Origin of the sequence: Kitasatospora sp. NPDC057512 (assembly GCF_042802135.1) — a bacterium.
GTDB lineage: Bacteria > Actinomycetota > Actinomycetes > Streptomycetales > Streptomycetaceae > Kitasatospora.
In genome coordinates, this window is sequence record NZ_JBHVET010000210.1 from 1 (window position 1) to 11,613 (window position 11,613).

Here is an 11,613-nt window from a genome sequence, read left to right on the forward strand (position 1 = left end):
CTCGCCGCCCGGCTGGGCGCCGGCGCCGCCCCCGCCCCCGGTGTCGAACCCGCCCTCGGTGCCGAACCCGCCGCCGGTGCCGAACCCGCTACCGGGCCCCCGCCCGTGCTCCTCGCGCTGCTCGCCGCCGCCGGTGCCCAGCGGCTGCTCTGCGCCGTCGCCGACCTGCCGGACCCGGGCGAGCCGGCCGAGGACCCCCGGCTGCTCGCCGGGCGCCCCGCCGTCCTGATCGCCGAGGCCCGCCCGCCGCGCGCCGAGTACCGCCCGTGGGCGGCGGGCCCCGGGGCCGTCGTCCCGCCGCCCGGGGACCTCGCGGAGGCGCTGCGCCGGGTGGACGCCCTCGGCGACGCCCGGCTGGGCGTGCTGGACGCGCCGTCTCCCGGAGACCTCCCGCAGCTGCCCGTGGCCCTGGTCTCCTGCGGCACCCCGTCCGGCCCGCTGGCGGCCGGTGCGGTGCGGACGGACCTCGCCCGGCTGGCCGCCGCCTGCCGGTCCGTCGAACTGCACCTGGCGGCGGTGGGCGGGGGAGTGGTGCCGGTGGTCGGCGTCGACCCGTCCCACGCGCTCGGCCGGGCGCTGCGCTGGGCCGTCCTCGGCCGGCCGCTCCGGGGTGACCGCCCGGTGCCGGAGTCCGCCTGGCGGGAGCACCCGCAGGCCGGGCACTGGTACGGAGCCCTGGCCCGCCGGCTCGGCCGCGCACCGGATCTGACGATCCGTCAACTGGGTTCCGGGCAGGCGTACCTGGCGCAGGCCGAGGGGGCCAGGGCGGTCGAGGCCACCCCCGCCGACGCGGTCGCCCACGCCGCCCTGGCCGCCCTCACCCGCCTGCTGGCCCGGGACGGTGGCCTGGCCGCCGCCCACCACGCCGCCCTCTCCGGCGCCGCCGCCCCGCTCGCGGCCGCCGGGCGCACCCCGGCGGCCTGGGCGGACCCCGGCTGGGCCGACCACAGGCTCGCCGACGTCGCCGACCGGGAACCGGACCTGCATGCCGCCCTGGTCCGGCTCACCGGTCTGCGGACGACCCGCTGGCAGCCCGCCGCCCCCGGGGCCCGCCCGTTCGCCGACGCCCTGGACGGCTGCGGCTTCACCGCCCTCGTCGCCGGGGAGGGCCGCCCATGAACGGGCTGCCGGTGCTCACCCCGGCCGAGGCCCTGGCCACCACCGGCGGCACCGCCGTCGTCCACCTCGCCGAGTGGACCCTCGGCCTGGCCGAGCGGCTCAGTCGGCACGCCCTGGCGCACCCCGTCCGCCTGGTGCCGGTGCGCGAGGACGGCGCGCTGACGGTGGTCGGGCCCGTCCTCCGCCCCGGGGCGCCCGCCTGCCTGAGCTGCACCGAGGTCCAGCGGCTCGCCACCGCCGGCGGGCGGGTGCCCTGGCAGAGCCCGGCCCTGGTGCTCGGCGGCACCGGAACCCCGGCCTTCGCCGAGGCGGTGACCGCCCTCGCCGCCGACCTGGCCGCCGAGGACGCCGGGGACGCCGAGAGCACCGAGCAGGCCGAGAGCACCGGGCACGCCGCCACCGTCCACGTGGTGCACGGCGGCCGGGCCACCTGGTCCACCCACCGGGTCCGCCCGGTCGGCGGCTGCGAGGTCTGCCACCCGCTGCCCGCCGACACCCCCGAGGCCGCCCGGCTGCCCGCCACCCCCCGCCCGCTGCCCGACCCGGCCGTCCTGCGCGGCCCCAACGACCGTACGAACACAGGCCAGTTGAGGTCCGAACTCTACGACGAGCGGTTCGGCCCGGTCCGCCGGCTATTCCGCACCGAGGACTCGGCCTTCGCCCTCACCACCGCCTGGGTGACGGACGGCCGGGCGCTGGACGGCGGCGGCTACGGGCGGGCGTCGGACTTCCGCGCCAGCGAGCGGGTCGCGCTGTTCGAGGCGGTGGAGCGGTACGCGGGCATGCGGCCGCTCGGGCGCCGGACCGCCCTGCGGGCCTCGTACGCCGACCTGGTCGCCGAGCACGGGCCCGGGGCCGTCCTCGACCCGGCCCGGCTCGGCCTGCCCGACGACGCCCGGCCGGGGCACCCTGCCGTGGCCACCGTTCCGTACACCCCCGAGCTGGTACTCGACTGGGTGCACGGCTGGTCGCTCACCCACCGGCGCCCGGTCGCCGTCCCGGAGCACGTCGCCTACTGGGACGTGCCCGGGCGCGACCGCCCCCGGGTGGTCTACGAGTCCTCGAACGGCTGCGGACTCGGCAACAGCCCCCAGGAGGCCGCGCTCTACGGCCTGTTCGAGGTCGCCGAGCGCGACGCCTTCCTGATGGCCTGGTACGCCCGCACCCCGCTGCCCGGCGTCGCCGTCCCCACCGAGGACCCGCGGGTCGCCGAACTCGCCGACCGCGCCCGGCTGTTCGGCTACCGGCTCACCCTGCTCGACGCCACCAACGACCTCGGCATCCCCGCCGTGCTCGCCCTCTGCCGCCACCGCGGTGACCACCCCGACGCCCCGCGCACCTTCCTCGCCGCCGGAGCCCACCACGACCCCCTGGCGGCGATCCGCTCCGCCGTCGCCGAGGTGGTCACCAACGCCCAGGAGGCGCCGCACCGCGCCACCGCCCCGGGCGGGCCGCGCGACCTGCGGCGGCTGCGGCCGATGCTGGACCGCCCCGACCTGGTCGTCACCCTGGACGACCACGTCGGCCTCAACGCCCTGCCCGAGGCGCAGCCCCGCCTCGACTTCCTCTTCGCCGGCCCGCCCCCGGTGCCCTGGACCGAGCGGTGGCCCGGCGCCCCCGCACCGGTCGGCGACCTCACCGCGCTGCTGGAGCGGACGGTCGCCCGGCTGGCGGGGGAGGGCCTGGAGGTCCTGGCGGTCACCCAGGACGAACCCGGCGTCCGCGACCGGCTGGGCCTGCACTGCGCCAAGGTCGTCGTCCCCGGCACCCTGCCGATGACCTTCGGCCACGCCAACCGCCGCACCCGGGGCCTGCCCCGCCTGCTGGAGGTCCCGCACCGCCTCGGCCGCACCCCGGCGCCCCTGCGGCACGACGAACTCCCGCTCCACCCGCACCCGTTCCCGTAGCCGCCCGGAAGGACCGTGATGACCACCCAAGCGCCGCCGGCCGCCCGCTGGCACAGCCTGCACCTCGCGCTGCCGCTGACCGCCCCCGAGGCCGACGCCTTCCTCAGCGAGGACCTCGCCCCGCTGATGGCCGGGCTCGCCGGTACCGACTGGTTCTTCATCCGCTACGGCGAGGGCGGCCCCCACCTGCGCATCCGCCTGCGCGGCCCGGGCCCGGCGCCGGTGCACCTGGCAGACCTCGCCGCCGAACTCACCCGCCGCGCCGCCCGCCGCACCCCGCCCGACGGCCCCTTCGCGGGCGGACACGGCGAGGTCACCGAGGTCCCGTACCAGCCCGAGACCGAACGCTACGGCGGCGCGGCCCTGCTGCCGATCGCCGAGGAGGTGTTCACCCACTCCACCCGCACCGCCCTCGCCGCCCTGGACGCCCTCCGCGCGGCTCCCGAGGACCGGCTGCCGCTCGCCCTGGACCTCGCCCACACCACCGCCCACGCCCTCGGCCTCGACGAACTCGCCGCCTCCCGCTGGCTGCGCCGCCATGCCGCCTCCTGGCGGTGGGTCACCGAGTTCCGGCCGCTGCCCGGGGCCGCCGTGCACGTCCGGGTCAACACCGTGTTCGCCCGGCAGCGCACGGCACTGGCCCACCGCGCCCGGGCCCTGCGCACGGCGCTGGACGCCGGTACGGCCGCGCCCTGGCTGGCCGACTGGGCGGCGCGGGTCGCCGAGGCCGCCGCCCGGATGCGGGCCGCCGCACCCTCACCGTCCCCCTCCGCCGACGCCGAGGAGCGCCTCTCCTGGATCTGGGCCTCCCAGCTGCACATGCTGTTCAACCGGCTCGGCGTCGGCCCCCACGAGGAGCGGGCGGTCTGCCGCCTCGCCGCCCGCACCCTGCTGGAGACCGGACAGCCCGCCACCTTCTTCCCCGCCGACCACCACGCCCCGGACCACCAGTACCTGGAACGCAGCAAGTTCCAGATCGGCCGCCCCGAGGACACCGCCCTGTGCGACCTGCCGCACCACCCGGCCCCGCGCCCCCGCCCCGGCGACCTCCCGCTGCCCGCCGACCCGCTGCCGCCCGTCACCCTCGCCGACGCCCTGCGCACCCGCCACTCCACCCGGGGCCCGCTGACCGGCCCGCTCACCGCCGGTACCCTCGGCGGCCTGCTCTGGTCCGCCTACGCCGCCAACCCCGACACCGGCCACCGCCCGTACCCCAGCGCGGGCGCCCTGCACACCGTACGGCTGCGCCTGCTCGCCCTCGCCGTGGACGGCCTGCCCGCCGGCACCTACCAGTGCCTCCCCGAACACCGCAGCCTGCGCCCGATCGGCCCGGCCCCCGCCCTCGACGACCTCAAGGCCCTCTCCTCCTACCTCTCCCGCCCGGCCGACGACCCGGACGCCATCGGCATCGACCAGGCCCCCGCCGTCCTCGCCGTCCACCTCGACCTCGCCCACCTCCGCCGCCGCTACGGCCTGCGCGCCCTGCGCCTCGGCCTCCTCGAAGCCGGCCACCTGACCCAGAACCTCCTCCTGACCTCCGCCGCCTTCGGCCTCGGCACCACCCCCCTCGGCGGCCTCCAGGACGACCTGGCCCACGAACTCCTCGGCCTCGACGACCTCGGCGAACCCGTCCAGTACCTCCTCCCCCTGGGCCGCCCGGGGACCGCCCGGGCGATCAAGTAGGCCGGTGGAGCGGTCGGTTCACGGCGTCGCGGGCGTTCCCGGAGCCGACTGCCGGCCGCCGAAGAAGACCTGGACCTCCCGGATCAGCCCGTCCCGGACCGTGATCGCCTCGACGTTGCGGTAGCGGCCCCCCGTGGTCAGCTCGTACTCGTAGTAGGCGAAGACGAGTTCCTCGTCGGCGGGCGTCACCCGCAGCAGCCGCTGCTCCGTGAACCGGTCGGCGGTGGGGAAGCACCGGCGGAAGAACGCCTCCTTGTCGATGCGGTCGTCCTGGGGGCTGGTGAACGTGAAGTCCTCGGCGTACAGCGGCAGGGCCGCCTCGCGGTCCTGCGACCGGTAGCAGCGGAACGCCGCCTCGACGACGCTCACGGGGGTGCCGTTCATCGGATCTCCAGGGTGTCGGCCTCAGTCCGCGAGGCCCAGCGGGTCCGGGGCGGTGTCCAGCAGGTGGGGGCCGTTGTTGCGGACGCTGTTGACGGTGGTGGGGACGGCGCGCACGCGCAGGGTGTCGTCGGCGGGGCTGTGCAGCAGGTGGTGGAGTTCGGCGGGGTCGGTGTGGGCGGGGGAGAGCCAGGTGGCGAGGTCGTCGGGGGCGATGGTGAGGGGCATCCGGTCGTGGACGCGGCCGGCGGCGTCGGTGGCGTCGGTGGTGATGACGGTGGCGGTGGCCAGCCAGGCGAGCGGGTCGTCCTCGGGGCGGGTGCGGTCGCGCCAGAACTCGTAGAGGCCGGCCATCAGCATCAGGCCGCCGGTGCTGAGGAAGTAGGGCTGCTTGTACTTCTTCCGGTCGGCGGCGGCGGGGACCTCGCGCCACTCGAAGTAGCCGTCGGCGGGGATCACGCAGCGGCGGGTGGTGAAGGCCTTGCGGAAGGCGGGCTTGGTGTCGACGGTCTCCGAGCGGGCGTTGATCAGGCGGGCGCCGCCGGACGGGTCCTTGGCCCAGGACGGGACCAGGCCCCAGCGCAGCGGACGCAGGTGGCGCAGCAGTTCGCCGGTGTCCCGGTCGACGCGTTCCAGGACGGCCGGGACCGGGTCGGTCGGGGCGACGTTCCAGCTCGGCGCGAAGGTCTCGGCCGGGTCCCACCGGAGCTCCCCGAGCAGCGAGACGAGGTCCTGGGGCGTGGTGGTGGAGACGAAGCGGCCGCACATGCCCCCAGCCTGCCACGCGGTACGGACAACGGCGGCGTTCAGCGCGGCGCGCGCCCGCCCGGGGTGTGTCCGAAGGCGCGGCGGTACACGTCGATGAAGGCGCTGGCGGAGGCCCAGCCGCAGCGGTGCGCCACGGTGGTGACGGGCAGGCCCTCGGCGAGCAGCACCAGGGCGTGGTGCAGTCGCAGCTGGGTGCGCCACTGGGGGAAGGTCATGCCGAGGTCGGCGCGGAACAGCCGGGAGAGGGTGCGGTCGCTGGCGCCGACGGCGCGGCCGAGTTCGGCGAGCGTACGGCCGTCGGCCGGGTCGGCCTCCAGCAGCGCGCACAGGGACCGGAGCAGGGGCGTGGCGGGGGTGGGGAGGTGGAGCGGGCTCTGCGGGGAGGCGCGCAGCTGGTCGAGCAGGACGGCGCGGAGCCGGGCGCGTTCGGGGGTGTCCTGGTCGGGGGCGCGGGTGTAGGCGACGATCAGTTCGCGCAGCAGCGGGCCGACGGCGAGGACGGTCGGGCGGTCGAGGCCGAGCGGGTTGTCGGCGGCGGGCAGGCCGACCAGGTGGAGTTCGAGTGCGCCGTGGGCCTGGTGGGCGTGGACGGTGCCGGCCGGGATCCACAGCGCGCGGTCGCCGGGGGCGACCCAGGAGCCGGCGTCGGTGGTGATGCCCACCACGCCGCGGGCGGCGTAGGCGATCTGGTGGTCGTCGTGCCGGTGCGCGTCGATGGCGCCGCCGGAGGGCAGCAGGCGGGCCTCGGTCGACGCGACGGGAGTGTGGCGCGGCGCTACGGGAGCGTGGCGGGTTCTCGGCATCAGCTGGCAGGTTATCGGAAGTCCGACAGCGGGTGCGGGCCCGAGGCTGGCGGCATGCCGAAACGATCCTCCGACCGCAGGTCGATCCTCCTGCTCTCCGTCGGGCACTCCTGTGTGGACGTCTACCAGGGCGCGGTGGCGGCCCTGGTGCCGTTCTTCGCGGCCGAGCGCCACTACGGCTACGCCGCCGTGTCCGGGGTGGTGCTCGCCGCCTCGTTGCTCTCCTCGGTGGCGCAGCCGCTGTTCGGGGCGCTCACCGACCGCCGGCCGCTGCCCTGGCTGCTGCCGGTCAGCACGCTGCTGGGCGGCGCTGGCATCGCGCTCAGCGGGGTGAGCGGCTCGTACGGGCTGACGCTGGCCTTCGTGGCGCTGTCCGGGGTCGGGGTGGCGGCCTACCACCCGGAGTCGGCCCGGGTGGCCCGGCTGGCGGCGCGCCGGGCGGGCGACGGGCGGCGCGGACCGGGCACCCACCGGGGGATGGCCTGGTTCTCGCTGGGCGGCAACCTGGGCTTCGCCGCCGCCCCGCTACTGGTCGCCGCCGTGGTCGGGACGGGCGGGCTGCGGCTGACCCCGCTGCTGGCGCTGCCCGCGCTCGCGGGCGCCGCGCTCTGCCTGCCGGTGCTGCGCGAGCTGGAGCGGCGGCGGGCGGCCGGGGAGGCGCGGGAGCCGGTTCCGGGCGCCGACGACCGGGCGGCCTTCGTACGGCTGTCGCTGGCGGTGGTCTGCCGCTCGGTCGCGTTCGTCGGGCTGAGCACCTTCCTCTCGCTGTTCACCACCCAGCGCCTGGGCGGCGGTCCGGCGGCGGGCACGGCGGCGCTGGTGGTGCTGTACGCGGGCGGCGCGGTGGGCTCGGTGCTGGGCGGCGCGCTGGCGGACCGGTGGGGGCGGGTCGCGGTGGCCCGTTGGTCGTACCTGGTGGCGGCGGTCGCGGTGGCCGGGGTGCTGCTGGTGCCGGGCCCGGTGCTGTACCTGTTCGTGGCGCTGACCTCGGCCGGCCTGTACGTGCCGTTCTCCCTACAGGTCACGCTCGGGCAGGACTACCTGCCGTCGCGGATCGGCACGGCGAGCGGGATCACCCTCGGACTGACGGTGAGCATCGGCGGGCTGGCGAGCCCGGTGATCGGCGGCCTCGCGGACGCGACCTCGCTGCGTACGGCGTTGCTGCCGCTGGTGCTGATGCCGGTGCTGAGCTGGGCGCTGTTTCGGACGCTGCCGGAGCCGGTGGTGGCGGAGCAGGTGGCTCCCGAGGCGGGGACCGCGCCGGTCGGGCGGTGACCGCCTCCGGGTAGGCGCCGGCCGGACGATCACCTCATTGAGTTCATATCTGCTACGGTCGTTTTAGAAACGATCGATTGGTGAGTGAATGCTATGAAGATGTTCGGCAGGCGCCGGTGGCTCTGGGGCTCACTGCTGTCCGTGGCCGTGCTGCTGGCCGGCGCGGGCGGCTGGGTGGTCTACCAGAACGAGTACGACCTCACGGAGGAGCGGGTCACCGTCACCGGCGGCAGGCAGCCGCTCCAGGGCGTGCTGGCCCGCCCCACCGGCGGCCACGGGCCGTACGGACTGGTGGTGTTCGTGCACGGCGACGGGCCCGTGGACGCCACCCACGACACCTTCTACCGGCCGCTCTGGGAGGCCATGGCGAAGGCCGGGTACGCGACGCTCTCCTGGGACAAGCCCGGCGTGAACAACGCCCCCGGCGACTGGCTGGACCAGAGCATGCAAGACCGCGTCGACGAGACCCTCGCCGCGATCCGCTGGGCCAAGGGCCAGCCCGGCATCGACCCGAACCGGATCGGGCTCTGGGGCGCCAGCCAGGCCGGCTGGGTGATGCCCAAGGCCGCCCGGCAGTCCCCGGACGTCAGGTTCGTGATCGCCGTCGGCACCGCCGTCAACTGGCTCCAGCAGGGCCGCTACAACCTGCTCGCCGAGCTGAGGGAACGGCACGCCTCGCCCGCGGAGACCGCGGCCGCCGTCGCCCGCAGCGACCGCAACCTGGCCGCCCTGCGGGCCGGTTCGACCTTCGAGCAGTACCGGGCCGCGGGCGGCGACGTCGACGGGCTCACCCCCGAGCGCTGGGCGTTCAACAAGCGCAACCACCTCTCCGACGCCACCGAGGACCTCGGCGCCCTCCGGGTGCCGGTGCAACTCGTCCTCGGCGGCCGGGACGTCAACGTCGACAGCGACGACACCGAGGCCGCCTACCGCCGCCTCGTCACCACCCCGGGCCTGCTCCACGTCCTGCGCTTCCCGGACTCGACCCACAACATCGTGCCCAAGGACGTCGAGGACTCCGAGCTGCGCAGCACCTTCCTCGCCGTCGCCGCACCGCGCTCGCTGTTCACCCCCGGCTACCTCGACGGCATGCGGAACTTCCTGACCTCGCTCGACCCGACCTCACCCGACCACCCGAGGGGCTGACCCGCGATGAAACTGCTCGCCCTCGGCGGAGCCGGCGCGATGGGCAGGGTCGCCGCCCGCGTCGCGGCCGCCCTCCCCGGCGTCCACGAACTGGTGATCGCCGACCGCGACCTCGACGCCGCCCGCCGCGCCGCCGCCGTACTGGCCGCCGGCTCGACGGTGCCCGTACGCGCGGCCCGGGTCGACGTCACGGACCGGCCGGAGCTGCACGCCGTCCTCGCCGACGCCGACGCCGTGCTCAACACCGTCGGCCCGTACTACCGCTACGGCCTCGACGTGCTGCGCGCGGCGATCCGCACCGGTACCCACTACCTGGACATCTGCGACGACTGGGAACCAACCGTCGCCATGCTGGAGCTGGACGGCGAGGCCCGCGCCGCCGGGGTGCGCGCGGTGCTCGGGATGGGCGCCAGCCCCGGTGTCAGCAACCTGCTCGCCGCCCGGGCCGCCGCCCGGCTCGACACCCTGACGGACGTGTACACCGCCTGGCCGGTGGACGTCGGCCCCCAGCCCGGTTCCTCGCCGGCCGACACCGGAGTGCGCGACCCGAACGGCGCGGTCTCGGCCGCCGCCGTGCACTGGATGCAGCAGATCAGCGGCACCGTCACGGCGGTGGAGGACGGCCGGTTGGTCCGCCGGCCCCCGCTGCGCCCGGTCGTCCTCGACCTGCCCGGCGGGCACCGCGGCACCGCCTACAGCGTCGGCCACCCGGAGCCGGTCACCCTGCACCGCAGTCTGCGGCCCACCGGCGACGCGGCCAACCTGATGGTGGTGTCCGTCGGCACCGCCGCCTACCTGGACGTGCTGCGCGACGACCTCGACGCCGGACGACTGACCAACGAGACCGCCGCCGCCGACCTGGACCGCCCCAGCGTCCGCCGCACCCTGCGGGCCGCCGCCCGCGCCCCCCGCCTGCGCGGCCCGGGCACCCTTCCGCCGTTCTTCGCCGCCGCCATCGGCACCCGCGGCGGCCGCCCGGCCGCGGTCCTCGCCCGCCTGGACGGCGCGGAGGCGCTGCTGGCGGACATGGCGGAGGCGACGGGGGTCCCGGCGGGCCTGGGGCTGGCCCAACTGCTGGACGGGACGGTGGAGTCGGCGGGGGTGCACGCGCCGGAGGAGGTGATCGACGGGGAGCGGTTCTTCGCCGACCTGGCGCGGCAGTGCCCGGGTGTGGAGGTGGTGGAGGAGTTGTAGGACCGCTCAGCGGCCGTGCGGTTCGCGCTCCGGCTCGCGCGCCGGTTCGTGCTCCGGTTCGCGCTCCGCCTCGCGATCCGTCCACGGGCGCAGCTTCGCCGGGTTGCGGACCGCCCAGATGCGGGTGATCCGGCCGTCGGCCAGGTCGAAGGCCGCCACGGTCGCGGTGCGGTCGCCGAGCCGGGCGACCAGGCCGGGGCGGCCGTTGACGGTCCGTTCGAGGAGGGTGAGCCCGGGGGCGCGGTCGGCGAAGTGGACCAGGTACCGGGCGATCCGCTCGCCGCCCACCACCGGGCGCAGGGCGGCGCCGGCCAGGCCGCCACCGTCGGCGGTCATCGTGGCGTCGGGGGCGAGCAGGCCGACCAGGGCCGCGATGTCCCGGGCCTCCCAGGCCTGCTTGAAGTTCCGTACCAGCCCGGCCTGCGCGCCCGTCGGGGTGGCCGGGGCCTGGGCGGCCCTGATCCGGCGGCGGGCGGAGGAGGCCAGTTGGCGGCAGGCCGCCGGGGTGCGGCCGACGATCCCGGCCACCTCGGGGAAGGGGTAGCGGAAGACGTCGTGCAGGATGAACGCCACCCGCTCCGCAGGGGTCATCGCCTCCAGGACGACCAGGAAGGCCATGGTCACCGACTCGTCCACGGTGACCCAGTCCGCGGGATCGGCCGGCCCGCCGCCGACCGGGCCGCCGACCCACTCGCCGCGGTCGGGCAGCGGCTCGGGCAGCCACTCGCCGACGTAGCGCTCCCGCCGGGCCCGCGCCGACCCGAGCAGGTCCAGGCAGACCCGGCCGGCGACCGTGGTCAGCCAGGCGCCCGGCGAGGCGATGGCCTCCTGCTGCCGCCGGGACAGCGCGTACCACCGGGCGTACGTCTCCTGCACCGCGTCCTCGGCCTCGGCCAGCGAACCGAGCAGCCGGTAGGCCAGGTTGACCAGCTGCCGCCGCTCACCGACGACCACGCCCGGGTCCGGCACGGAGGGGGTGTTCGCGGTCGGGGCCGCTCCCCGGGTCTGCTCGTCCGTCATGGACCCTCGCCTCACACTTCGCCGGCCTGTGTCGTCGGATGAGCGGGACACTATCGATCAGCTGCCGCGAGGCAGAAGAGGGGAGCGCGTCATGGCCATCGGAACGACGGCGGAGGCGACCACGGACACCACGGACACCACGGACACGGCCGCGGGGCTGCGTGTCGGCATCTTCCTCCGGGCCTCCGTGGCGCTCCAGACCGTGGCGATCCTCTTCCAGGCGGTCACGGCCGGCCTGCTGCTCTCCACCTCCTACGGCGAGGCGCTGCACAGCGTCGGCGCGCGGGTGATGTACGGGTCCTCGATGCTGTACCTGC

At 76.5% G+C, this 11,613-nt stretch carries 9 protein-coding genes and 2 pseudogenes; 7 read left to right on the forward strand and 4 right to left on the reverse strand.

All coding sequences use genetic code 11. The features are described from left to right. The 3 genes and pseudogenes from ACFU6K_RS16260 to ACFU6K_RS16270 form a co-directional block, all read left to right on the forward strand. Window positions 1-1,119 (forward strand): annotated as a pseudogene (locus ACFU6K_RS16260) (hypothetical protein); the annotation flags it as partial. After that, window positions 1,116-3,026, forward strand: coding sequence for a TOMM precursor leader peptide-binding protein (locus tag ACFU6K_RS16265; RefSeq protein ID WP_380663572.1), 1,911 nt, complete (start codon window positions 1,116-1,118; stop codon window positions 3,024-3,026). The pseudogene ACFU6K_RS16260 and the gene ACFU6K_RS16265, both read left to right, overlap by 4 nt. An 18-nt stretch (window positions 3,027-3,044) precedes the next feature. Then, a complete protein-coding gene (locus ACFU6K_RS16270) occupies window positions 3,045-4,709 on the forward strand; it encodes a thiopeptide-type bacteriocin biosynthesis protein (protein ID WP_380663574.1) in 1,665 nt (554 codons plus the stop codon). An 18-nt stretch (window positions 4,710-4,727) separates the two neighbouring features. On the opposite strand, the gene ACFU6K_RS16275 is transcribed toward ACFU6K_RS16270, so the two are convergent. From ACFU6K_RS16275 to ACFU6K_RS16285, 3 genes are read right to left on the reverse strand one after another with little or no spacing between them, the layout of a single operon-like run. Then, a complete protein-coding gene (locus ACFU6K_RS16275; protein WP_380663576.1) occupies window positions 4,728-5,093 on the reverse strand; it encodes a nuclear transport factor 2 family protein in 366 nt (121 codons plus the stop codon). Window positions 5,094-5,114: 21 nt separating this feature from the next. Further along, the gene (locus ACFU6K_RS16280) at window positions 5,115-5,858 is read right to left on the reverse strand and encodes an SOS response-associated peptidase (protein WP_380663577.1); all 744 of its coding nucleotides are present in this window, start codon (window positions 5,856-5,858) and stop codon (window positions 5,115-5,117) included. 38 nt (window positions 5,859-5,896) lie between these two features. Beyond that, a complete protein-coding gene (locus ACFU6K_RS16285) occupies window positions 5,897-6,661 on the reverse strand; it encodes an AraC family transcriptional regulator (RefSeq protein WP_380663579.1) in 765 nt (254 codons plus the stop codon). Between the two features lie 54 nt (window positions 6,662-6,715). Between ACFU6K_RS16285 and ACFU6K_RS16290 the strand changes: the two genes are divergently transcribed. The 3 genes from ACFU6K_RS16290 (at window position 6,716) to ACFU6K_RS16300 (ending at window position 10,276) form a co-directional block, all read left to right on the forward strand. After that, a complete protein-coding gene (locus ACFU6K_RS16290) occupies window positions 6,716-7,936 on the forward strand; it encodes an MFS transporter (RefSeq protein ID WP_380663580.1) in 1,221 nt (406 codons plus the stop codon). A 99-nt stretch (window positions 7,937-8,035) separates the two neighbouring features. Beyond that, window positions 8,036-9,082 carry an alpha/beta hydrolase family protein gene (locus ACFU6K_RS16295; RefSeq protein ID WP_380663582.1) on the forward strand — a complete coding sequence of 349 codons (1,047 nt, stop codon included), beginning with the start codon at window positions 8,036-8,038 and terminating at the stop codon, window positions 9,080-9,082. A 6-nt stretch (window positions 9,083-9,088) separates the two neighbouring features. After that, window positions 9,089-10,276, forward strand: coding sequence for a saccharopine dehydrogenase family protein (locus ACFU6K_RS16300; protein ID WP_380663583.1), 1,188 nt, complete (start codon window positions 9,089-9,091; stop codon window positions 10,274-10,276). Between the two features lie 6 nt (window positions 10,277-10,282). On the opposite strand, the gene sigJ is transcribed toward ACFU6K_RS16300, so the two are convergent. Further along, window positions 10,283-11,296 (reverse strand): RNA polymerase sigma factor SigJ, encoded by a 1,014-nt coding sequence (gene sigJ, locus ACFU6K_RS16305; RefSeq protein ID WP_380663585.1) that lies wholly within the window; start codon window positions 11,294-11,296, stop codon window positions 10,283-10,285. A gap of 91 nt (window positions 11,297-11,387) precedes the next feature. Between sigJ and ACFU6K_RS16310 the strand changes: the two are divergent. After that, window positions 11,388-11,613, forward strand: a pseudogene (locus tag ACFU6K_RS16310) (hypothetical protein); the annotation flags it as partial.

What these genes read in the sequence shown, in the direction of transcription:
- ACFU6K_RS16265 (WP_380663572.1), top strand. Translation starts at nt 1,116, where the DNA reads ATGAACGGGCTGCCGGTGCTCACCCCGGCCGAGGCCCTGGCCACCACC.
- ACFU6K_RS16270 (WP_380663574.1), top strand. Translation starts at nt 3,045, where the DNA reads ATGACCACCCAAGCGCCGCCGGCCGCCCGCTGGCACAGCCTGCACCTC.
- ACFU6K_RS16275 (WP_380663576.1), bottom strand. Translation starts at nt 5,093, where the DNA reads ATGAACGGCACCCCCGTGAGCGTCGTCGAGGCGGCGTTCCGCTGCTAC.
- ACFU6K_RS16280 (WP_380663577.1), bottom strand. Translation starts at nt 5,858, where the DNA reads ATGTGCGGCCGCTTCGTCTCCACCACCACGCCCCAGGACCTCGTCTCG.
- ACFU6K_RS16285 (WP_380663579.1), bottom strand. Translation starts at nt 6,661, where the DNA reads ATGCCGAGAACCCGCCACGCTCCCGTAGCGCCGCGCCACACTCCCGTC.
- ACFU6K_RS16290 (WP_380663580.1), top strand. Translation starts at nt 6,716, where the DNA reads ATGCCGAAACGATCCTCCGACCGCAGGTCGATCCTCCTGCTCTCCGTC.
- ACFU6K_RS16295 (WP_380663582.1), top strand. Translation starts at nt 8,036, where the DNA reads ATGTTCGGCAGGCGCCGGTGGCTCTGGGGCTCACTGCTGTCCGTGGCC.
- ACFU6K_RS16300 (WP_380663583.1), top strand. Translation starts at nt 9,089, where the DNA reads ATGAAACTGCTCGCCCTCGGCGGAGCCGGCGCGATGGGCAGGGTCGCC.
- sigJ (WP_380663585.1), bottom strand. Translation starts at nt 11,296, where the DNA reads ATGACGGACGAGCAGACCCGGGGAGCGGCCCCGACCGCGAACACCCCC.